The 24,389-nt window shown below is 38.2% G+C and carries 16 protein-coding genes and 1 pseudogene; 7 read left to right on the top strand and 10 right to left on the bottom strand.

Going from position 1 to position 24,389, the window contains the following annotated elements:
• Positions 1-464: 464 nt before the first annotated feature.
• Positions 465-2,492, bottom strand: a complete 2,028-nt coding sequence (locus V5290_RS16680; protein WP_333388422.1) for a TonB-dependent receptor — start codon at positions 2,490-2,492, stop codon at positions 465-467.
• A 124-nt stretch (positions 2,493-2,616) separates the two neighbouring features.
• Here V5290_RS16680 and V5290_RS16675 point away from each other — a divergent pair, with 124 nt between their 5' ends.
• A complete protein-coding gene (locus tag V5290_RS16675; RefSeq protein ID WP_333388419.1) occupies positions 2,617-3,660 on the top strand; it encodes an AraC family transcriptional regulator in 1,044 nt (347 codons plus the stop codon).
• 64 nt (positions 3,661-3,724) lie between these two features.
• Entirely contained in the window at positions 3,725-5,041 is a 1,317-nt protein-coding gene (gene fes, locus V5290_RS16670; RefSeq protein ID WP_333388417.1) for an enterochelin esterase, read from the top strand.
• Between the two features lie 16 nt (positions 5,042-5,057).
• On the opposite strand, the gene V5290_RS16665 is transcribed toward fes, so the two are convergent.
• From V5290_RS16665 to V5290_RS16625, 9 genes are all read right to left on the bottom strand, one after another.
• Positions 5,058-5,903: an ABC transporter ATP-binding protein gene (locus V5290_RS16665; RefSeq protein WP_333388414.1), complete on the bottom strand. Its 846-nt coding sequence runs from the start codon at positions 5,901-5,903 to the stop codon at positions 5,058-5,060.
• The gene (locus V5290_RS16660; protein ID WP_333388411.1) at positions 5,903-6,889 is read right to left on the bottom strand and encodes a FecCD family ABC transporter permease; all 987 of its coding nucleotides are present in this window, start codon (positions 6,887-6,889) and stop codon (positions 5,903-5,905) included. The genes V5290_RS16665 and V5290_RS16660 overlap by 1 nt, the downstream gene beginning before the upstream one ends.
• Entirely contained in the window at positions 6,886-7,821 is a 936-nt protein-coding gene (locus V5290_RS16655; RefSeq protein WP_333388409.1) for an iron chelate uptake ABC transporter family permease subunit, read from the bottom strand. Before V5290_RS16655 ends, V5290_RS16660 begins: the two co-directional genes overlap by 4 nt.
• Before the next feature lie 73 nt (positions 7,822-7,894).
• Positions 7,895-8,911, bottom strand: coding sequence for a Fe2+-enterobactin ABC transporter substrate-binding protein (gene fepB / locus V5290_RS16650; RefSeq protein WP_333388406.1), 1,017 nt, complete (start codon positions 8,909-8,911; stop codon positions 7,895-7,897).
• A gap of 87 nt (positions 8,912-8,998) precedes the next feature.
• Positions 8,999-9,721, bottom strand: a complete 723-nt coding sequence (locus V5290_RS16645; protein WP_333388451.1) for a 4'-phosphopantetheinyl transferase family protein — start codon at positions 9,719-9,721, stop codon at positions 8,999-9,001.
• 16 nt (positions 9,722-9,737) lie between these two features.
• Complete coding sequence (gene dhbA / locus V5290_RS16640) at positions 9,738-10,508, bottom strand: 2,3-dihydro-2,3-dihydroxybenzoate dehydrogenase (RefSeq protein ID WP_333388403.1); 771 nt, start codon at positions 10,506-10,508, stop codon at positions 9,738-9,740.
• On the bottom strand, positions 10,509-11,399 hold the full coding sequence (locus V5290_RS16635; protein ID WP_333388400.1) for an isochorismatase family protein: 891 nt from the start codon (positions 11,397-11,399) through the stop codon (positions 10,509-10,511).
• Between the two features lie 10 nt (positions 11,400-11,409).
• Positions 11,410-13,083, bottom strand: a complete 1,674-nt coding sequence (locus V5290_RS16630; protein WP_333388397.1) for a (2,3-dihydroxybenzoyl)adenylate synthase — start codon at positions 13,081-13,083, stop codon at positions 11,410-11,412.
• Positions 13,083-14,285, bottom strand: a complete 1,203-nt coding sequence (locus V5290_RS16625) for an isochorismate synthase (RefSeq protein ID WP_333388394.1) — start codon at positions 14,283-14,285, stop codon at positions 13,083-13,085. The genes V5290_RS16630 and V5290_RS16625 overlap by 1 nt, the downstream gene beginning before the upstream one ends.
• Positions 14,286-14,591: 306 nt before the next feature.
• Here V5290_RS16625 and V5290_RS16620 point away from each other — a divergent pair, with 306 nt between their 5' ends.
• From V5290_RS16620 to V5290_RS16605, 5 genes and pseudogenes are all read left to right on the top strand, one after another.
• Positions 14,592-15,842 carry an MFS transporter gene (locus V5290_RS16620; protein WP_333388391.1) on the top strand — a complete coding sequence of 417 codons (1,251 nt, stop codon included), beginning with the start codon at positions 14,592-14,594 and terminating at the stop codon, positions 15,840-15,842.
• Between the two features lie 216 nt (positions 15,843-16,058).
• Positions 16,059-16,244 (top strand): MbtH family protein, encoded by a 186-nt coding sequence (locus V5290_RS16615; protein ID WP_333388389.1) that lies wholly within the window; start codon positions 16,059-16,061, stop codon positions 16,242-16,244.
• Positions 16,245-16,346: 102 nt separating this feature from the next.
• Positions 16,347-23,645 carry an amino acid adenylation domain-containing protein gene (locus tag V5290_RS16610; protein WP_333388386.1) on the top strand — a complete coding sequence of 2,433 codons (7,299 nt, stop codon included), beginning with the start codon at positions 16,347-16,349 and terminating at the stop codon, positions 23,643-23,645.
• A gap of 138 nt (positions 23,646-23,783) precedes the next feature.
• Positions 23,784-23,888: pseudogene (locus V5290_RS17565) on the top strand (winged helix-turn-helix domain-containing protein); the annotation flags it as partial.
• A 163-nt stretch (positions 23,889-24,051) separates the two neighbouring features.
• A complete protein-coding gene (locus V5290_RS16605; protein ID WP_333388447.1) occupies positions 24,052-24,303 on the top strand; it encodes a transposase in 252 nt (83 codons plus the stop codon).
• Positions 24,304-24,389: the final 86 nt, after the last annotated feature.

Here is a 24,389-nt window from a genome sequence, read left to right as displayed (position 1 = left end):
TTATTCTTGAGTGGTAATAATACATAAAACCTACTGTTTTAATCAAGTATTTACTTGACTATTTTAGTAGGATATCTAAAAAGTCAGAAGAATTGATGGCTTAGTCCCCGTAGAGTAAGGGGGTAGCGCTGAATAATCGAAAAATAATTACGATTTAAAGGCTTCAGATTTAAGGCTATCTATCAGTTATTTCATTATAAATTGGTCGAAATTGTTCGCGCGCAGATTTTAGCGAATTATGCTGTCTTTATAAAGGTAATTCATTAAATGAGGATAAATCATACTAGGTTGGGTTAATTCAGATATTCAGTTCAAGTAAATAAGTGTTGTTTATGTGGTAATTCAATTGAAAGGGATATTATGTTTTAGGCTGAAGTTATGGCAATAAAAAAGGTGAATCATTGCTGATTCACCTTCTATTTACCTTCTATTAACTTAAGTTAATACTAAGTATGTGCCGAAATTTACATACGGTAAGTTAGGTTTAGACCTACTGTACGGCTTTGCCCTACAGATGCACGGTATCCACCGTTAATTAAGTACACAATGTCTTCATCTGTTAAGTTAGTGATGTAACCACTAATCAATAAGTCACCAATCGTGTAATCAACACTTGTGCCTATAATTGCGTAGTCACCTGCTTTGTAATCATCAGTATTATCAAGGTCAGAGTAGTACTCACTTACGTAAGTGACATCGGCGCCTAATGTTAAGTTTTCACCAACATATTGCGTTAATGCAAGTGAGGCATTGAAATCAGGTGCATTTGATAATTCATTACCACCGAAGGTGTCATCATTATCAACTTTAGTTTTTAATAGACCAATCGCTGGACGCACTTCTAAGCTATCCGTTAACCAATGCGCTACTTCAACTTCTAAACCCATCGTATGTGCTTCATCTACGTTAGTGATTTTGTAATCCGAAATACCTTGGTAGTCACTGTAATCATTGTAGAAAATAGCGGTGTTAATGGTAGTGCTATTATTAAAGGCTGTTTTAGCGCTTAATTCATAGGCTGTAACAGATTCACTTTCATAGGTGTAAACCTCAGAAGCACCACCATAGTTATAGTAACCTAGACCACCTGAGTTATAACCCTGACGGACCGAGATACCAAAGGTAGTGTCTTCAACAGGACTATAAGTGAAGGCTAATTTAGGTAATAGATAAGTATCTTGGATATCATTGTCTATTTCATTAGTCACATAAGTTGCACTGAATTCTCTGTGTTGTTTTTCACGCTGAACACGTGCACCAGTGGTAACAGTAAACTGATCATTAATGTAATAGTTCATCTCACCGAATACACCTATACGTGTCTCATCGGTTTTACCTTGTGTAGAATAACTTTCACTAGACACTGTATTTTCACGGTCAGCGGCCATGATGCCAACAAAACCATCGATTTGTGAATCAGTTGGTGTGAAGGTTAATTGGCTCTCAATCTTAGCGGTTTTATCTTTAAAGTTATAAGTTTGTTCAGTTGGATATTGATCAAAAATGTTTCTTTGATTGTTGTATGATATTAGGGTTTTACTGATTACTTGGCTATTAATTCTGTAGTTAATTTCAGAAGAAATATTATATACATCAGAGTCTTGAATACGTGTGTTGTAACTGTAATCCCGACCAAGATATTCGTTATAATTTGTACCAAGTGTTAATGTTTCGTCTTCATAACCCGTACCACCATCCCAGTTTGCCCAGTTTAAGTAGTTACCGTCAGCTTTACGGTAATTGGTTGTGAGTTTGATTGAAAGATCTTCATTGAATGCTGGTTCCCACAATAATTTACCGCGGAAGTTTAAGTTTTGAGAGTCTTCTGGGTCAACAGGGATACTATCACCATCGTAAGTAATGTAACTTTGACCATCAGTCCCATCAAAAGCAAAGCGGTAAGCTAATTCATCGTTGATTGGACCCGATGCCATTAATGCAACGTTTTTCATTACGTTACCGTTTTCGTAAATTTCTGCACCACCACGAATAGCATATTCAGGTGCAAAGGTAGGATCGTTGGTTTTTACGGTAACTGCACCGCCAATAGAGTTTTCACCTTGGGTAGTTGATTGCGGGCCACGTAATACTTCTACTTGTTGAACATCCCATACACCTGAACCACTGAAGTTATAACCTGTAAATGCATCAGAAACGCCATCAACGTTAGTATCGACACGTTGACGAGCACCACTTCGAATTGCATAGAACCCAGTTGCTGCGCCACTACCATTAACACCTCGAATATTAACACTACCAAATCCAGAGGTAACCACGTTAGGTGCTTGGATAACGACATCATTAACTGTTTTTGCACCGGTTTTGTCGATATCTTCACCGTGTATTACTGTGACTGCTGTGGTGGTATCTTTGATATCGCGGTCCATTTTTTCACCTGTCACAATCATCACTTCTGTGTGTGAAGGTTCTTCTGCCATGACTTGACCGCTTAACGCGAGCATAATGCCTGCATATACTTTGCAATGCTTCATATTTCCTAATTCCATTATTATGTTGTTTTAATATTTATTGGTAATGATATTGATTCGTATTAATGATAAGGTAAATGTTAACAAGTTCACAGCATAATAGGTTATGCAAAATGGCTATTTGGTTATGGAAAAAAATAATATGAAGTTTCATGGAAAGTTAAAGCAAGCTTTACCTAAAGGTACTTTTATTCGAACTATCGGGGATTTAAAGCAAAAAACTATCTTTTCTGACAGTCATTCTAACGCCTGTAGCGCTACTAAGCATAAGCAAAGTTTAGCATTAATAGAGGGTGACCTTATTTCATATCAAGCAGACAATAGCTTTATTTTACATGGTGGAAAAACTAAAGAATTAGTGGATTTTCAAGTGCTTGCTACAGCCAAAAAATCACTATGCATTACCATTTTATTAGAGGGAAAATTAGATTTTGGCTATGATGATTTAAACTTTATATATGATGCTAATGATCAACCGCGAGCAGTTATCGTGAGTCTTGCTCGTTCTGTGAGCTTTCGTCGTACTCTCTATAAAAATAATCAAGTTACTAAACTTAATCTTATTTTACCGCATGAATGGATTGCACAGCGTATTTTATCAAATGACAACTTTAGTAAATTAGTTAATCAACATTTAGCACATTTCGAGCTACAAATTAATGATGAAATCGTGTCTTTAACAAGTAATATCATAAAGTCTAGTGCGCCAGCGTCTGTTGTAGAGCAGATGCAGCTTGAATCTTTAACACAACAGCTATTGCTACAAGTGTTTATGCAACTTAATGATGCCACTGGTGTCGGAATAAGCTTAAAAAGCGCTGATTCAGTGCTTGAAACGTTAACATACGATCCTGTTTTAGATAGATTAGTGTCGTATATAGAAGCAAATTTAGACCAAGCTATGACGGTTAGTGACTTAGCTAAGTTTTCAGCAATGAGTATTTCTAGTTTGCAACATAGGTTTAAGAACTCACTTGGTATTAGTTTATTAAGTTATATTCGCCGTCGACGTTTAACTATTGCCAAGCAACAGTTGGAATCTGGTTTAATGACTATTTCAGAAGCAGCATATAATGCTGGGTATCGTCACCCATCTAACTTCACCAATGCATTTAAAAAGGTATTCGGTATACCACCACAAGATCTCATTCTCAAAGCCGATCAGGTTTAGCTCATCAAATGACTCATTACCGGATTCAAATCAATATCTCAGTTAAAAATCATAAAGGTTATTAATGAACAACGTATTATCACTAGACAGTTTATTAACGTATTTTAATCTCTCAAACAATGCTATCGGATCCGTACGATGGTGGAACAATATCGCTAAAAATAAAGCACCTTTTATTAAATTAGAGCAAGACGGCCGTTGTAAGGTACTGTTTATATGGCAAGATCCTGAAGGAGATGACGCTGAATCATCAACGCGTTCGGTTATCTTAAATGTTAATGGGTTAACCAATCATAATACATGGCAACCAAGCTGTTTAAAAAGATATAAACAGACCGACCTCTGGTTTGCTTGCTTATCGATTAATGACCAATGGCGTGGTAGTTATTCATTTATTCCAATCAAAGAACAGCAACTACCGCAACATATTGAGAAGAACAGTGATGGCAGTCGAGAAGCGCAACGTCGCTGGTGGTTAGAAGTGGTTAAACAGCAGCTGGTGGATCCTTTAAATACAAGTCCATTAGTTGCTTCTGGTTGGGGATTAAACTCTCCATTACATTTACCTAATGCACCATTAGAGTTAGGTTGGCGTGAGTGGGAACAAGGTAAGCTCAATAAATTGTCTATTGCTAAAAATATTACCATCACTTGGTCTGATCATACACTTAACAATCAACGACAATGTACGCTTTTCTCAACAACAGTGAATAGTGCGCCTTTAGTGGTTTTATTAGATGGCGAGAAATGGGGGGCTGATACTGGTACTTTATCGGTACTGCAGTACTTAACTAATATTAATAAGATCAGTGCTGCACATTATTTATTAGTTCCATCTATTAACAATCAAACTCGTTGGAGGGAGTTGAGTTGTTATCAACCTTTTTGGCAATCTCTTACTGAAAATTTGTTTCCTAAAGTTAAAGATAGATTATCGCAATCAAACCAATCTATTACAGAGTACTTAGTCGCAGGGCAAAGTTTAGGTGGATTATCTGCCTTGTATGCTGGCGCTCATTTCTCAGATTACTTTAGTAAGGTTATTTCGTTATCTGGCTCGTTTTGGTGGCCAGAGATAGAAAGGATGCAAGACCCAGAAGCTTACCAATCAAAGAATGCTAAATGGAATAAAAGATTACCTAAAAACAGTTTGGCTGACCGGGTATCAAATAATGAAATAAGTGTTACTGGATTAGATATTTTTCAAACCGTTGGTAATGCAGAGAAGCAATTAAGTATTTATAACGATATGCATTTTAAAGTATTTAAGGAAAATGGCGCGAATGTAACCTATCAAAAAGTGGAAGGTGGCCATGATTGGTTATCATGGCGATCGTCGCTGGTGAATGGCTTAGTTACTTTGTTACCCGCACAAGCTTGATTTTATTGATTTAAAATTAATTCGCCGTTTTTCTTCCACGTGGAATAATAAGCGGCGTGTTAGAAACAGGATCAGTTAAAATTAAACAGGACAAACCAAATACTTGTTGGATAATTGCTTCGGTTACAATCTCATTAGGGGCACCTGTAGCGATGACTTGACCTGACTTTATCATGATTAAATGATCCGCATAACGGCAGGCATGATTAAGATCGTGTAATACGGCTACTAATGTATGTCCTTGAATTTGATTAAGATCTTGAAATAGATCCATTAACTCAATTTGGTGAGCAATATCTAAATAGGTGGTGGGTTCATCTAATAATAATAGCGATGTCTCTTGTGCTAATGCCATTGCTACCCATACACGCTGGCGTTGACCTCCGGATAGTTGATCCACATTGAGTTCTGCATAATCTATAACACCAGTAGCTTGCATTGCTAGTTCAACGGCTTGTTGATCTGCTTCTGACCAAGGTTGAAACCACTTTTGATGAGGGAATCGACCACGTGATACTAGGTCAATGACCTTAATGCCATCGGGAGCTATCGCTGATTGAGGTAATAAGCCTAATTTTTTAGCCACTTCTTTTGTCGATTGGCTATGGATGTTCTTTCCATTTAATAAAATCTCACCCGATTGCGGCACTAATAAACGACTTAATGAACGTAATAGGGTGGATTTTCCACATCCATTGGGACCGACAATCACGGTAAATTTACCGTGGGGAATATCAACGGAGAGGTCTTTGGCAATCACGTTTTGCTCATAAGCTAATGTCACCGACTGAGTTGATAAAGCTGCTTGAGCCGGTAACTCTTCTTTTTCGATAGAGCTTAGTTGAGAGGATTGTTGTGTCATTATTTACCTTCCCGAATAATCAAATAAACCAGATATAAACCACCCAAACTAATGGTAACAAGGCCTACTGGTAAGGTTGCGTTTTGCCATGCATGCTGAGCAATAAAGTCTGCACTTAGTAGCAGAAATGCTCCTACTAGCGCAGAACCAATAAGCGTAATATGTTTTTGTGGATGAAGACGACGTGCTATTTGAGGTGCAGCCAGTGAGACAAAAGATATTGGGCCAGTAATAGCGGTGGCAACGGCTGTTAACGATACGCCAATTAACATAATGGTTAGGCGTGTTTTATTGACTGAAACACCCAATGCAGCGGCGGTATCATCTCCCATCTCTAGTAATTTCATGCGTGTGTTTAATAAGCAGGCTAGGCCTACTAATAACATAATTAGCAGAGTTGCCGGCAGGATACGTGACCATGTCATGCCATTAAGTGATCCTGCACTCCAAAGTGCTGCAGTCATCGCTGTTTCTAATGAAACGGTTAGCGATAGCCATTGATTAAATGCGGTTAACGTTGCACTTATGGCGATGCCTACGATAATTAACCTAAAACCTGAGTGTCCATCACGATATGCAAAGATATAAACTAAAATCGCGGCACATAAACCACCGATGATGGCGCCAACCACACTGTACCAATATAAATTACCGAATAGGGCAATCGAGATAAGTACACCTGTAAAAGCGCCAACATTAAACCCTGTTATGTCTGGGCTGCCAAGCGGGTTTCTAACTAATGATTGGAAAACTGCACCACTGATTCCCAAAGCTGCACCAATGATAATTGCCGAAAACAACCTTGAGGCACGCCATTGCCATACTACAATTGATTGATATTTGTCTGCTTCACCAATTATTAATTGCCAAATACCTTGCAGGTTATGAGTGACATCATCACCAATGAACAGTGTAAAATAAACTAAAATTAAAGCTGTTGCAGAGACTAACGTTTTGCTTAACAGATTGCCTGTATTGGAGATCATAAACTGCTCGCTCCTTTACGACGTACTAGATAAATTAAGATTGGAGCACCGATAAAAGCCGTTACGATAGAGACTCTTAATTCGCCAACGATTAATACACGGCCGATGATATCTGCAATAAGCAATAAACAAGGGGTTAAGATAAAACTGAATGGAATGATCCAGCGTTGATCTGGGCCGACCATCCAACGTGCAATATGAGGCATCATTAAGCTAACAAAACCTATTGGGCCAGCGGCGGCAGTGGCTGCACCACATAATAAAGTAATAGTAATTAAGCCAACAATTTGTACACGAATCGGATTGCTCCCTAACGTAGCCGCTAGAGCGTCACCTAGGCCAAATGCATTTAATGCAGGTGTAATGCTTAAGGCTAACAAGCAGCCAACAATAACCACTGGTGCAATATATAAGGGGACTGAAAGAGTACGTATATCTAAACTGCCAACGGTCCAAAATCGAATTTGATCAAACGCTAATGGATTAAATAAAATCAACGCTGAGCTGAGACCCGCAAATACAGCCCCTAAGGCGATACCTGCCAAGGTTAACTTAAGTGGATCAACTTTACCGGCACTCAAGCTACCAATGGCGAATATTAATAAACTAGCAGCTAACGAACCCAATGCCGCATAAATAAAAAACTCATTAAACTGTGTTGCGCCTAAAAATACGACTGCAATAGCAACGGCCAAACTCGCACCTAAATTAATGCCAAGTATTCCTGGGTCTGCTAATGGGTTTCGAGTGATTGCTTGTATTAACGCACCTGAAGTGCCCAAAGCCATACCAACAAATAAGCCATTTAACGTTCTTGGTAACCGACCTTCAAAAATGATGGTACTGGTTAGACCTACTTGGTCAGAAAACAGCACATGATAAATTTCGCTGATGGAGATAGGCTTAGCACCGATACATAGGCTTGCTATCATTATTAAGCCTAACATTATGATACAAAATATTAACCATTGATATCGACTAGCAGCACTGTGTTTTGTTTGGCTATTAGTCATTACTTTTGTTACCAAACAGTGACTGGAGGCGAGTTAATAAATTACTGGCACTGTAATAGTCGAGTCTAAAAGTATCGTTTCCGACAGCGTAGACTTGCTTGGCTTTAACAGCCTGATTATCTTGTAGAAAAGTGTTAGCTAATACTTGTTGTTCTAGCGTTTTTTCTGCAGCAAACAATAGAATAGAGTTTCCTGTCACAGCGTCTGGGAATCGTTCACCTTTAGCAATAATAATATCATTACGAACTCCCATACTAATGTCACCTTTGATTGATTCAGGGATTGTTGCCAGCGTAAATCCTAAGGTTTCGAGTAGGCGACCTTGCGCTGATTGATTTGTCCAAATACTAGCGCCGCTGTCATCTAAGGTGTACACCATGGCAGAAGTGGGTTGCGCAGGCAGTGTGATATTTTGTTTGGTGTTAAGTACTTGTTGTTGAAATGAGTTGATCACTGATTCGGCTTGAGTCTCTAATCCAAATATATTACCGAACATCTGAGCTAGTTGGATCCAACTTTTATTATCGTAACGAATCACTAGTGTTGGTGCGATATCTTTTACTTGATCGTATAAACGCATTGCCGAATCAGCACCAGTCGCAGAAATAATAATGACATCAGGTTGCGCTTTAATAATTGCTTCTGCATTAGGTTCACTTTGATATAAGGCTTTTACACCACGTTGATCTGCAATGCTGTCCCATTGACGCATAAATCCTTTTTCTGAAGCAACGTTGGTATTAGGCATCGTCGCACCTGAAGCGACTAGAGGTGCATCTATTGCGAGTAAAGTACCTGATAGAGTCACACTGGTAGATACGATACGTTGTGGCGGTTTATTAAGGGTTATTAAGCCCTGTGAAGTCATCATAGATCGAGGCCAGCCAGAAGGATTTTTTTCTACTTGGCCGATTGTTAGGCTTGAGCTACTTTCTTGTGAATCACCACAACTTGCTAGGACAAGCCCTGTGAAAATGATTAAAATAGGGCGGACAAGCAATCGAATCATATGTAACACCTTGAAAAAATAAAATGATTATATAGTGAAATCCATCTATTTTATACTAATGATAATCATTAATATTACTGTGTTTGACTAATCACTTATTAAAGTGGTTACTGATTGTTTGCAAAAGTTAAATTGACAAATAAATTCTCGACCTGAGTACATCTTCTTTGATAGATCTTGGCATAAAGTCAAGGTGAGTAGTCTTGTATTAAAGTTTACCTTTGTTACCTTGGCGACATGAAAGTCGACATAGTGCTCGAACTCTTTAAAGATCGCTTTATATAAACTTTCTTTTGCTGAAAAAATTAAAGTAATTGCTTGTTCAAAATTAATATAGGGCAATAGGATTTGATATTCATTTTGATCAGAAACAATGTTATTCATCAAGCTATTAGCATCTTCAGTACTTAACCAATGTTCGACATCGATACCTATATACTTATGGCTCTGTAACTTAGTGATAACACAGTGTGCTGTTTCTCTTGAGTGAGTGATAGAGCCAAGCAATTCTTGAGGCCAAACGGGCGCTTTGTGCTCATTAATGCCGATATTTTTATCTTGAAACTGTAAATGTTTCATGATTATTTTAGCTAAGTAACGACCTGCTAAAAATTCGCTTTTACGTTTTGCAACGGCTTTGTTTAACATAGAGGGAAAAGCGATATCTAACATGTTGAAGTGTTTATCGTTAAATCGAGCTGATGAAAAAGTACAACTGGCAATAATTAAATGACCCTTGCGTTGTATCGATACAGAATCTGCATCGATACACGTTGGGTTATCTATTAAAATGTTATTGGCACATTTCATATTTAACACTGTAATATTATTTCCCTAACGTCGCACCACCATCAATAACAATATCTTGTAATGTTATATGGTTGGCTTGTGAGGAACATAGGAATACAACGGTTTCAGCAATATCTTCCGGTGTCGCTAATTTACCTAGGGGAATACCTGGTTTAAATTGCTCAGGAAATCCATTGATGGTATTTTCTTCACCGCTTTCATCTTGCCATAACGACCATTGCATTGGGGTTTGTGTCGAGCCAGGGGAAACCACGTTACATCGAATTCCATATTCAGCAAGCTCAATACCCGCCACCATAGTTAAATTAGTTAATGCGGATTTGGAGGCACTGTAAGCAGCCATTGACATACGAGGCATATGATTTGCGTTCGATGAAACGCTCACAATTGCCCCTGAATTAGCGGCTTTCATCACTGGAATTACCTGCTGCATTATATGAAATGCCCCAGATACGTTCACGTCAAAAGTACGTTGCCATTGTTCAGTGGTTAACTCGGTGATTTTGCCCATCTGCAAGATACCTGCAACATTCACTAATGCATCGATTGTTGCACCTGTTGTTAATACAGATTGGCAAGTCTCTCTTACCGCTTGTTCGTTACTGATATCTAGGGTGATTTGAGTAATGTCTTCGTTGGTTTGATCAAAGTGCTGATCAAAAGCAACCACGTTAGCACCCAATTCCAGAAACTTTTGTGCGGTTGCTGCGCCAATACCTTGATTGGCGCCTGTTACCCATACGGTTTTATTCTGCCATTGCTGAGCATTGCTTAATTTACTGCTCATTTATGCTTGTTCCTTTATTCCTGATGATTGTGAAATAACTTTCCAGAAACCATCAACACTTGGCGTTTTGGCTAGATCTACAAAGTTGGTATTGATACCTTGTTGCTGCCATTTAGAAATTAAGGTCATTACAGCTACAGAGTCCAAGCCAAAATCCATCAAGTTATCGTCATCTTGCAACTCATCTGCATCTTCAATAAACGGGGCTATTTGTGCACGTAAACTTGATTTACTAAATGATTCTTTATGTTCTGAGCCAGCTAGCGTGTTGATTAGGTGATCTTTACTAACGACTCTTCCTGCATTTCTAGCAATATAGTTAAGCGCTAATAGGTGATCCTCTCGACTAAAGTCAGCGATGCCATCGGCGACTAAAAATGGCTTAATATCATTCATAAATGCATCAACACCTGTTTGCATTACTCCGATGTGACCGTAAATACCACATATAAGTAGTTGATCGCGTGATGAGTTATCCATCATCTCTTTCAACGGAGAACGGTAAAATGCGCTGTAGCGCCATTTGGTTAACACAATATCGTCTTGGTCAGGGTATAAAGCGTCAATAATAGGTTGTTTTTCTGGGTGCGCGGGTAAGCCTTTCCCCCACATATCATTGAGTAGGGCTCGGTCGCTTTCAGGTTGCTGTTGTGGCTGTGCGGTGTAATACACAGGGATATTATTGGCTTTACAGTATTGTTTAAGCTCCGCTATATGTTTTACTACCTGGTCAATTAGAGCATTATTTTGACCATAAAATTCGACAAAATATTGTTGCATATCATGAATTAATAAAGCTGACTTGTTTGGTTCAAAAGGCCAAGATACTTTATTTTCTGGGATCTCTTTTGAGGTTGGTAATGCATAAGCGGCAAGTGATTTAATAGACATAATTATCCTGTTATTCAGTAAGTTGTAGAGAAGTGAATTCGCGTAAAGCACGTTTGTCGATTTTACCTACGGCTGTTTTAGGTAGTGTTTCAACAAAGGTAATACGATCTGGAATTTTGTAAGCTGCAACGCCTTGTTCTCTTAAGAAGCGACGAACATCTCTGGCTTTGATATCTGATTTATTAATGATGTAAGCACAACTGCGCTCACCTAACACCGGGTCTTCCATGGCAACTAATGCCACATCTGAAATAGACGAAAGTTGTAACATAAGCTCTTCTACTTCTTGTGCATCAATTTTTTCCCCACCACGATTAATTTGATCTTTGTTTCTGCCCATTACTATTAAGTAGCCGGTTTCAGTTTGTTTAACTAGGTCACCACTGCAGTAAAAACCTTCTTTATCAAAAGCGCGGCTATTAGCAATAGGGGCGTTGTAATAACCTCTGAAAGTGTAGGGACCTCGTGTCCATAAAGCGCCAACTTCACCTTGTTTTACCGGATTGCCTGCCTCATCGAGAATTTTAATTTGATCACAAGGTGACATAGGTTTGCCCTGTGTATGAGTGATGTGCCATTGGTTGTCAGTTAAGTGCGTGTAATTGACTAATCCCTCAGCCATCCCAAAAACTTGTTGTAATTTACAGCCCAATACGTCACTGACTTTTTCTGCAATAGTCGTGCTTAACTTTGAGCCGCCAACTTGAATCATATTAAGTGAAGCTAGTTGTTCGGTTTTACAATTTTGAGCGTCTGAAACTGCATTGATCCAAAGGTGTAAGGCTGGTGGTACTAGGGAAGTCATATTGACTTTATGTTGTTTTATTAATGCAAAACAGGTCGTTGGACTTGGATCGGGTGCTGTTACAACGGTACCTCCAGCAAAAAAGACGCCCAGGGCACCTGGTGAACTAAGTGTAAAGTTATGTGGTGCAGGTAGGGCACATAAATAGATGCAGTCAGATGAAAGTTCACACACCACTGCACTTTGTCTTATGCTGTAATAATAATCATTGTGTGTTCGAGGGATGAGTTTCGGCGTCCCCGTACTTCCTCCGGAAAGTTGAAAGAAGGCAACTTGATCCGCAGCAGTTTGTCGATTAATTTTTTCTTCGCGTGTGCCATTTAATAGTAATACTGCTTGCTCATCAAACCATTGCATATCAACGAGTTCATTACCATTCACCGTAGAGATTGGTGATACTAATAGAGCTTCACAATTATCTGTTCCGTGTTGTGCTAAATTTTCTAATAATGTGCTTTGTTGTTTTTTATTCTCTAATAAAGCGTGCTCGGTAGATAATATATAGAGAGCAGGATTAAGTTGTTTAGCAAATGCGTTTAACTCATGAGAGCTATGATTAAATAATGCATTAACTGCTGCAATACCACATTTTAACAAAGCAAAATATACAACGTAAAACTCGGCACTATTGGGTAATTGTACTAAAGCTGTTGAACCTGCTGGAATGCCTTTCACCGCTATTTCAGCTGCTAGTTGATCACTTAATGCGTTAATTTTTTGATAGCTGAAAGATCTGTTGTTACAAATAATCGCTGTTTTATGCCTGTTATCCGTCAGTTGACCATCGATAATATGGGTTAATGGTTGGTGATTCCAATACCCTTTTTTAACATAGTCCGCAGCGAGTTGCTCTGGCCATTGAGTGAATTTAATTGTCATTAGATTGCCATCGTCTGTGTTGGTTGTTGAGGTTCATTCGCAGCACTAAAACCAAGTGCGGTTAGCATGGTATTTAGTTTTGCTTCTGTTTCGCTAAATTCAGCAGATGGATCTGAGCCTTGAACTATGCCAGCTCCAGCATAGAGTCGAATTGAGTTTTGTTGAATAACTCCACAACGGATGGTAACAACCCATTCACCATTACCGTCTGCATCCATCCAACCGACCGCCCCACAAAATTGTGCGCGCTCATAACCCTCTAAATGTTGAATAGTTGCTTTCGCTAAATTAGCAGGTGTGCCACAAATTGCTGGTGTTGGGTGGAGTGCATAAGCAAGGTCAAGAGCTGAGGTATTTACAGATGATAGCGTGCCATCAATTTTGGTCGATAAGTGAATCATCGCCGATGTTTCGATGATAGATGGTGCTTTAGGATTGTTTAGATCATTACAAAATGGTTTTAGGTTTTGATATACCGCATCTGCAACTAATTTATGTTCAAAACGATCCTTTGTACATGACCATAACTCTTCGGAGAGTAGTTTATTTTGTTTTGTTGTGTTTGTTCTTTTCCTAGAGCCCGCTAAAGGGTTGCTGCTAACTTGATTACCTTGTTTTTTAACCAATAATTCAGGACTTGCACCAACTAACGTAGTGCCATTGGATTGTGGAATTGAAAATGTATAGGCAGAAGGGTTTTGTTGATGTAAAACTCGAGCCATATTTTGTGCGTTTAAAGTCCCTTCCGTTTGCACATCAATGGCTCTGGATAAGACGACTTTATCTAATTGTGTATTTTCAGATAAAGAAAGGGCTTTATTAACCGCACCTTTGAAATGTTTTTCACCAGTAACTTGGGACAATGCAATTAGTTTAGTGGTGTCAGTTTCAAGGCTAGAAGTGTCGGAAGGAAAATCATCAGAAAATAGGCAATTATTAGGGATGAAAAACTCAGTTTTTTGGTTGATATCAAACGGGATGGAACCGATTGCGATGGGATTTTCATGGCCAGCTATTTTTAACTTCTGCAAATGACTTTTAACAGATTTTATAAAATCTGGTGTGTTCAATCCTTCATTTGAAAGTGTCTGTTTAACACCAGTTGCCGTTAATATTTTGTGCTGAGAAGTGAAAATAAACTGTATTTCAGACTGATCGGTCGTCTGTTCAATATTTTTTTGATCAATGTTTTTAGGATTCATTATTAGGTTCCCCTTTAAACTGAATGCTTATTTTTAAAATCAGTGGAAACTCATAAGTAATTAATTTATATAAATAAAATTTAGCTTAGTCATCAAGTTTTGCACTAAGTTTCAATATTTATTTTTTATTTTAAGAATGATGAGTTGTATAAAATGCTAGCATTATTTTCAACAATAGATCAATGCAATTAATAATTATTATCGTTTGCGATCGAAATTGTTTTGTGTGTACAATCCACTTCTTTTTTACAAAGTACGATAAAAATATTTTGTATATATGTTTGATTTTTATCTCAGGATGAGTCTATGACTACAGAAAATACCGCAGTAAATCCAACCAGTAATTGGGTGGTTAGATTAGCTTTTTTGATTAATATAATATCGCTTGGCGGTTTTATGATGGTGGTCCCTTTAGGGCCAGATTTAGTGGAGAGTATTGACTTTAATCCCGCACATATTGGTTATTTAATCGGCGGCGCGATGTTTGGGTCTGCGCTGTTAACTTGGTTATTGGCTGACCAGCTTGATAAATATGATCGAAAATCAATATTGGTTCTGTTTTTATTATTAAGAGGGTTGTGCTTAATCGCCTGTGGGTTTGCTTCCTCTCCTTTAGCCTTAATTATTCTATTTACTTTATCGGGCAGCTTTACTGGCCCCGCTTCATCAGTCTTGATGGCTGCTGTGATTGATGTGACGCCACCGCCCAATCGTGGCCGAGTAATGGCCTTTATCGGCAGTGCTTTTTCGATTGCTGCGATCTTAATGGTACCCTTGTCGTTATTGGTTTCTTTGTATTTTTCATGGCAAATTAATTTTTGGATATTTGGTGGGTTAGGGATTGTACTCGCAGTGTTGTGTGCGTTGATTTTCCCTTCAATGACTGCGCACATTCAATCTGAAAATGTGGCAAAACAGAAAGCCGTTTCACTGTTATTATCGCAATCAAAAGTTAAAATAGCTTTGTTTGTTATTGCTATTCAGATACTTGCGCACTTTTTAATCATCAGTAATTTCTCAGCTTATTTCCAGTTTAACTTGGGCTTTCCTCGAGAAGATATGTCTACATTATATTTTGGTGGTGGTATTGCTAGTTTTATTATTTTGCAATTTACCGGCAAGTTGTTTGATAAAGGGGTTCGCCATCAGTTACATCTGGTAAGCGCATTAATGGTTGCGCTAACGCTGTACCTGATATTTATTGCAACACCGCAAGTAAATACATTGTTCATTCTTTTTGCATTAATGATGACGGTTAGTACAGTAAGAATGAGTGTAACAACCAGTATTATTAGTCATCTGCCTGCACCACCACAACGCGCTGCATTTATGTCTATTAATAACAGCGTGAGTAATGTAGCTTCTGGCGCTGCTGGTTTTCTATCGGCTGCATTATTAACTACCACTGTTGATAATAAGATTATTGGTATGGATTGGGTTGCTGTGATCAGTATTGTATTAACAATTGCAGCTCCAATTATTCTGTGGCGATGGGTAAATCATGAGTCGCTGGTAACTAATTCCCCCAATCAAAGCGCTAATACAGTTAAAAACTAACTTAATAGGATTAGAGGAAAAACTTTTCCTCTAATCAATCAAATTAATATCGTTCTGATACCTAAATAATTTTTATAAATGCTTATTTCTATTTAGGCATCATTATATTTAAATTTTACATGATAGTGATAATCATTATTTTTAGTAGTTTGTCACTTTTAACAACAACCGTTAATGGTTTAACAATTCAACCTGTTAAGGTTTTAAGGATAAAAAATGCAAAACGAATATATCAATCCATTTGATAACACAGATCATCAATTCTTTGTCTTGATTAATGAAAAGCAACAACAGAGCTTATGGCCAACTTTTTCTGATGTACCAAAGGGATGGAAAATTTTATTTGGCCCGGAACAAAGAGAGAAATGTGTGGAATTTCTAATATCTGAGCCATCTCAATAACCCAGTATTTTGATACTTTTTTAAGAGAGAACTGATTAACGGTTAATAAATAGACGTTAATTGCTATCAATTTTTAACATCATTAATTTTAAGGATGTCATTTTGCCAAATACTACTTCGAGAGAAATTTCTATTACACAGTCTCTACCTATTGTTGGCCCTCAATTAGGGATTTGGGTGGCGGATCAATTAGCTGCAAAGGAAAATACTTTTGCTGTTGCTCAGTATGTTGAACTACTAGGGGATATCAATGTAGATAGACTCAATCAAGCCATCCATCTCGGCTTAAAGGAAGCTGATACAGTACATACTGTTTATCAAGTTCAGGCTGAGAGCAGTATGCAAATACAACAATCCCTCGATAATATGATGTTACCTGATATTGATGTTATTGATTTAACAAACACGAATAATCATGCTGATGATGCTCTTCGGATAATGCAAGATGATATTGACCAAGCTCCAAGAGCAAATGCTGTAGAGAATCGCTTTCGTCATATCGTATTTAAGTTGCCTAATGAAGATGGTGAATCGAAATGGTTTTGGTATCAGAGATACCATCATTTGATGTTAGATGGTTTTAGTTTTACTGCATTGACACAACGCATCAGTAATATTTATTCAGCATTGCTCGCTGGCAAAGAAATAGGAGGATCATCATTCACTTCTTATCAAACAGTGGTTGAGGAATATATTGCTTACGATAAAAGTGATAAAAAAAGCAGAGATCAGCAGTTTTGGAAAACCTATTGTCAGCAAGATATTACCGCAAATTCTTTGTCCTATCGTCAATCTACCAGTGCCGACGGGCTTAATACTGAAGTAATTAGACAGCAGTTTGTTATAGCCGATGACATTGCTGAATTAATGAATCAACACGTTAATTTTTCCTTAACAGATATTGCTAGTACAGCAGTATTTATCTATTTAGCGAACCTGACTGGTCAACAGACACAATGTATAGGTTACCCATTAATGAGGCGAATGGGGTTTCAAGCCTTAACGACATTGGGTACGTCTGTCAATGTACTCCCGTTAATTATGACTGTAAAACCCGAATATACCTTTGAACAGTGTATTAAGGAGCTTACGCAACAAATCAAGAAAATTAGACGCCATCAGCAATACGAAGCTGAACAAATACAACGAGATTTAGGCGCAGCAGGAAACAAAGAAAGACTTTATAGTGCGACGTTAAACTGTAAGTTATTTGATTACCAACTTGATTTAGCGGGTGTAAAAGGTATTACGCATCAAGTGGCTACTGGACCGATTGAAGATATCGAGTTCGGTGTTTATTTACTCCAAGGCAAATTATCAATAGAGCTCTCTGCTAATGCTACACGCTACAATCAAGCTGAATTACAATTACATAGCGACCGTTTATTAAATTTATTATCGCAGTATGCATATAATGCTGCATCTAATTTACAACCCGCTTTAGAATATTATTCAATGGTTACTTCTGGAGAAGTACTGCAATTAGCAAAGTGGTCAAATGGACCCTCAGTTGATACCAGACCTTATGGTGAAACTATTGTTTCGCTACTGGTTAAACAAGCTAATGAAGCAGGGCATAATACGGCACTGATTCATGAAGGCCGTACATTAAGTTTTGATGGTTTATATAAACGTGTTAACCAGTTAAGCCGTTTGTTACTTTCTCACGATGTGAAGGCTGGGGACTTAGTTGCGGTTGCCGTGCCGAGAAGTATTGACTCTATTATTTCTATTTTTGCAATCATGAATATAGGGGCGGTATATTTACCATTAGATTTGGGACATCCAGCTGAACGTTTAGCCATGATGTGTGAAGATAAAGTCCCTAGTCTGGCATTAAGCACAATTGACAATAAACATTTGTTACCAAACACAGTGTTAACCCTTTGCTTAGATGATAAACCGACATTAACCGTACTTGATGCATGCTATGAAACACCTTTAGCTGCCGCTAAAACGGATGTTAAAAAAGACCAACTTGCCTATATATTTTATACTTCAGGATCTACAGGTCGACCTAAAGGTGTGATGGTTTCGCATGGTGCGCTAATCAACCTTATTGTTGCTTTGCAAGACAAAATTTACCCAACTATTGACACTGATAAACAACAATTAAATGTAGCATTAACTGGGTCACTGTCTTTTGATACCTCTTGGGATCCTATTATCTTAATGGCATTAGGCCATAAACTTCACCTCTATTCTGACAATGTAAAGCAAGATGTTTTCTCTTTATTAGCTTCTATTGAAGCAGATAAAATAGACACTTTAGCCGTTGCTCCATCACTAGCGACGCAACTAGTACAAGCAGGATTATGTGAAGAGGGGAGACATCAACCCAAATTAATGGATATTTGTGGTGAACCAGTGCCGCCTTCACTTTGGCAGACCTTACGAAACAGTCCTATCGCGTCGCATAATATTTATGGTCCTACAGAATTTACCGTTTATGCAACTAGTGAGCAGATAACTGAAGCAACTGCTGATGTTGAAATCGGTAAACCCTTTGCCAATACTTCGTTGTATATACTTGATAAGGAACTAAAACCTGTACCTATTGGTGTTAATGGTGAGTTGTATCTTGCTGGTGACAATATGTCTTCAGGGTATCTAAATAGACCCGATATTACAGCTAGTCGATTTGTAGCCAATCCTTTTATTGAAGGGGATGTGATGTACATGACTGGCGATATCGTACGTTGGTCTGCACAGGGGCAATTAATCTTTGTAGGGCGCTGCGATAACCAAGTAAAAATTCGTGGATATCGCATTGAACTAGGAGATGTCGAATCAGCTTTATCTTGTTTAGCGATAACCAAAGAAGTGGCGGTTATTGTTGAGGAAAGTAATAACCATCAGCGTTTATTAGCCTACTGTACATTGAATGAGCACCAATTAGGTGATGATTCGCAAGTTGTTACTCATATTTTACAACAGCTTAATACGACATTACCCAGTTATATGGTGCCTTCTGTTGTGTCTATTTTGGATAAAATGCCTCTGACAGTGAGTGGTAAAATTAATAAAAAAGCGTTACCTAAACCGATTATGTTAAGTCAGGGGGCATTAATCGCTAACACTGTGGAAGAAGTGTTGTTATGTGAGCAAATGGCTTCTGTATTAGAAATCGATAGTGTTGCACTTGATGACGATTTTTTCAAAATGGCGGGTGACAGTATCAGCGCTATGCGCCTTAGTATTGCACTACATAAACAAGGCTATGAGTTAAGGCCACAAGTCATTTTTCAAGAGAGAACTGCGCAAAAAATGTTGCAGGCTATGAAAGAGATTGAGGTCACGTCCAAAGATACACAGCAAATAGCTAATGAACAGTTAGATAAAAGTCATGCCAGAACAAAAGTATTAAAGAGTCTATTTAATCAACAAGAGTATAAAGCACTTCGACAGCATTATGGTGAACAAGCCGATATTCTGCCTACTTTACCTTTACAATCAGGGCTTTTATTTCATGCTCAAATTGCTGACGAAGAGAGCCAATATAGTTTTACTACTAAGCTAAGCATTGAAGGTGAAGTTGAAACTGAACTATTACAACAAGCGATTGCTAAATTAATTGTTCAACATCCACAATTAGCCGCACAATTTGATGTGCAATTAACAGGTAAAGCCATACAAATTATCCCTGAACTTTCAATATCTTCTGCGAAACAATATGCTCCTTTGCAAACATTGGACCTAAGCACTTTAAATGACGTGGAAAAACAACGTGCTTTATATTCTTTAGAAATGGACGAAGCTTATAGAGTATTTGAGCTTAATGATCAAAATGTGCAAAGTGAAATACTGCCATCGTTATTGTTTTTTAATTTAATTAAAGTTGCTGACAAACAATATGAATTACTCATTACTGCACACCATTTAATTATTGATGGTTGGTCTACACCTATTTTATTACGTGATTTATTTACTCATTATACTGATCTCTATGTGAGTAAATCTGAGCCGATAGATAATGCAACTATCCGTTACCAAGATGTGTTAGTTGAAATGGCCAGCCGATCAACTGATTCGGCTGAGCAAGTTTGGAAAGAGGCTCTTAGCGACGTAATACCAACACTGGTTTATCCTCAATCCACTTCTGATGTTAAGGAGTTAAAGACCAGTTTAGATACTGAGTTAACTGCTAAGATACACCGTTATTGTCAACAACATGGCGTCACGTTGAATACCTTAATACAGGGTGTTTGGGGCGTGCAGCTAGGTGCTATGTGCGGACGTGACAAGGTAGTTTTTGGTAGCCCTGTTTCTGGGCGATTTAATGAAATAGCCGGAGTTGACCAACAAATAGGTTTGTTCAGTAATACTTTACCTGTCGTTATTAACTTTAATAGTTACCAACCAGTATTGACTCAGTTATTAGCACTACAGAATCAGCAAATTCAGTTAATGTGTCATGACAATTTAGGCTTAGGTGAAATCCAGCGTATTGCAAACGTTGATAATCTATTTGACACATTATTAGTGGTGGAAAACTATCCAGCCGACCAAGAGTTTCTTACTCAGACATACCGTGGATTAAATGTTAAGCAAGTTGAAAATCGGGGCTATACACATTATCCGCTGACTATATTAGTACTGCCAGGCGATAATATACGTATTCTATTTGAATATAGGGATGTAGTAGAAGCACCAGAACAGTTAGCGCAACGCTTTATTCAACTATTAACACAAATAGTGCAAAACTCAGAACTGTCGGTGGCAGAATTATCGTTACAAACAGAGCAAGATCAAAAGCTAATCAACCAAGTAAATAAGACAGAGGTTGTTGTAAAAGCAAATTCTTTACGTGATTTATTGCAACAACAAGCGCAACAAACACCGACTAAGCTGGCTTTAAAAGACGTAAATCAATCATTTACTTATCAGCAAATGCGACAACAAGTAGACAGTGTTGCACAAGGTTTATTACAGGAAAACAGTAGCGATAATTCTGCTACAGACTTCATTGCCATTGCCGTTCCAAGAAGCTGTGAATTGAGTATTGCGCTACAAGCTGTGATTGAGATAGGTGCTGCATATTTACCTTTAGACAGTAGTTACCCTGATGAGCGATTAGCATTTATGTTATCAGATGCAAAAGTAACACGCTTAGTAACAACAAAAGAGCAAGTTGCAAGGTTTGCTAAGCCTGCATTTAATGGACTATCACTTAACATTATTTTAATCGATAACTTGTTAATGGATCAGAGCAAACAGAAAGCCTCGCCAACGCATGCTGTGAAAACCATTCAAGGTGAGGATCCCGCTTACGTCATTTATACTTCAGGCTCTACGGGCAAGCCAAAAGGCGTGGTGGTTTCACATCGAGCCATCGTTAATAGACTATTATGGATGCAAGATGCTTATCAACTAACCGATGATGATATTATTTTACAAAAAACGCCTTCTAGTTTTGATGTATCAGTTTGGGAATTTTTCTGGCCATTAATTGAGGGCGCTTGTTTATTTATGGCTGAACCAGAGGCTCACCGTGATCCACAAGTCTTACTAGATACTATCGTTTCAGAAAATATTACCACCTTACACTTTGTTCCTTCGATGTTAGCAACATTTGTTGAACATGCATCAGAGTCTCATCAATTATCAGCCTTAAATAGCACATTAAAACGTGTATTTTGTAGTGGTGAAGCACTACCAATTAGGTTAGTTGAACAATTTGAAGGGATCAGTAATAAACCTTTACATAACCTATACGGGCCTACTGAAGCGGCAGTTGATGTCACTTACTTCCCTGCCAATAAAGCGACTTACGATATGTTAACAGAAGTGCCTATTGGCTTACCGGTTTGGAATACACAACTGCGAATATTAGATCACCAACTGCGTCCAGTTGGTATTAATTGTATTGGTGAACTGTACTTAACTGGTCAACAGCTCGCGAATGGTTATTTGAATAGACCGGACATTACAGCGGATAGATTTGTTGCAGACCCTCAAGCAGATGGTCAGCGCATGTATCGCACCGGTGATATTGCTAAATGGTCAAAAGATGGCAATGTAGTCTATTTGGGACGAACTGATGATCAATTAAAAATTCGTGGTTTACGGGTTGAAATAGGAGAGATAGAGCAAGCGTTATTAAGTTTTGATCAAGTAAAAAAAGTAGCTGTTGATGCGCGTATTTTACAGCAACCAATGCCTGAACAACTTCAAGATAACCGACAGCTGGTGGCTTATTATATTGCCAATAACGAGTCCAAATCAGAGCAACTATTTACTGCATCAGAAATGTTAAGTGAGCTGTCTGACATGTTACCCGCACACATGATTCCAATTGCTTTAATTGCAGTTAATGAGTTCCCACTGAGTGCAAATGGTAAGTTAAACAAAAAAGCATTGCCCGATCCTGAGCAAATCCAATCTAGTGAAGGCAGGAAACCAAAAGCTGGGGTTGAGCAAACTATCGCGCAAGCCTTTAAAAAGTTATTAAATATTGATGATGTTTCAGCACAAGATAGTTTCTTTAACCTAGGTGGTCATTCATTAATGGCGATGAAATTAGCTGCTGAACTAAGAGTCAGTTTAGAGCTTTCAGTATCAGTTGGGCAGATAATGGTTTCACCTACTATCGAAGGGTTAGCTTCTGTACTGGTTGATGAAACATTACGTAATGATCCTGAAAATGCAGGTTTTGGTCATATCTTACCTATTCGACAAGGACACGGAACGCCGCTTATTTGTATCAATCCGGGCTCTGGTTTTTCATGGCAATACACAGGGTTTCCAAAATATCTAGAAGGCGATTATCCAATCATCGGCTTACAATCACCTCGACCTACTGGCGCTGTGGCGGTTAGTGAAAATATGGAAGTAGCCATTGACCACTATTTTAATGCATTGAAAGAGTTACAACCTGAAGGTCCTTACCATTTCTTGGGGTACTCATTTGGCGGGACCGTCGCTGTTGCGTTAGCTGCTAAGCTTGAAAGGTTGGGTGAGCAGGTAGCTTTTGTTGGGTTATTAGATACTTACCCACCGGAAGGACAAGAATGGAAACGCCCGACAGAAGATGAAGCAAGGGAGGAGGTGGAGCGTGAAAAGCGCCAATTCTTCGCCGCTGCCGAAAATGATATTTCTGACAAAGTTGCTCTGGCAGAACAAGACAAAATGTTCAATGATATTGTCGCTAATTATGATGATACAGTGCGTTTATTATCCAAGGCAACCACACAAAGTTATTCAGGAAAAGTACATTTGTTTGTGGCTGAAAAAACACTTCCTGAAGGTTGGGATGAGGTTAAGTCTTGGGCACCTTTTGTTAAAGATTTAGAGAAATTCAGATTACCATTTTCACATGATGATATTTTATCAAGCGAAGCGTTATTGAAGATTGGTCCGATGGTTTCTGATTTACTTTTAAAGTCCTTCTGCAATAAGTAGTTAGTTTAGTAACTGTCTGTTAAAGGCGATAATATCATTGTGATATTCATCGCCTTGATTATACCAATCTAAGTGAAAATATGATCTAATTGATTTATCTATTGCAATTAAAGTGACTCGAACTAGCGTGAATTTAATAAAGCATACCACCCCGATTCTATTTATTACCTACTGAACAAATTAAGGTTTTCTTGGATAACCTCTCGCTCTAAACACCCTAAGCAGGATAAAGATGCTCAATAGCATTTTAAAAAATTCCAAATAAAAACGATCTTTAAGATCTCAGGGCATATTGCGTTAGTATCTGTTGATATATGGCTTCAAGATGAAGCGAGATTTAACCAACAAAATACAACAACACGATTATGGGCAGAAACAGGGGCAGTAAAGCAGCAACAATTTGAGTATGCATACCTATTTTTCAGTCTGTGTAACGAATGGTGCTAATGAGTCGATGGTTGTTACATTTGTTAATAAAGAGATAATGAAAACACATTTGTTACCGATATCCAAAGCCACTGTCAGTAATAGCCATGTCGTTGTTATTATGGATGGTGCAGGTTGGCATGTTGATAATATTGATGCACGCTTGGATAACGTTTCAATAATAAAACTGCCACCATACTCACCGGAACTAAATCCAATAGAGCAAGTGTAGAGCTGGTTAAGGCAACATCACCTAGCTAACCGAAGTTTTAAAGGCTATGACAATATTGTTGATGAAGTATGTAAAGCGTGGAATGA

The sequence above is a fragment of the Psychromonas arctica genome (assembly GCF_036697365.1).
Taxonomy (GTDB): domain Bacteria; phylum Pseudomonadota; class Gammaproteobacteria; order Enterobacterales; family Psychromonadaceae; genus Psychromonas; species Psychromonas arctica_A.
This window is presented reverse-complemented; position numbering and strand designations above follow the sequence as displayed.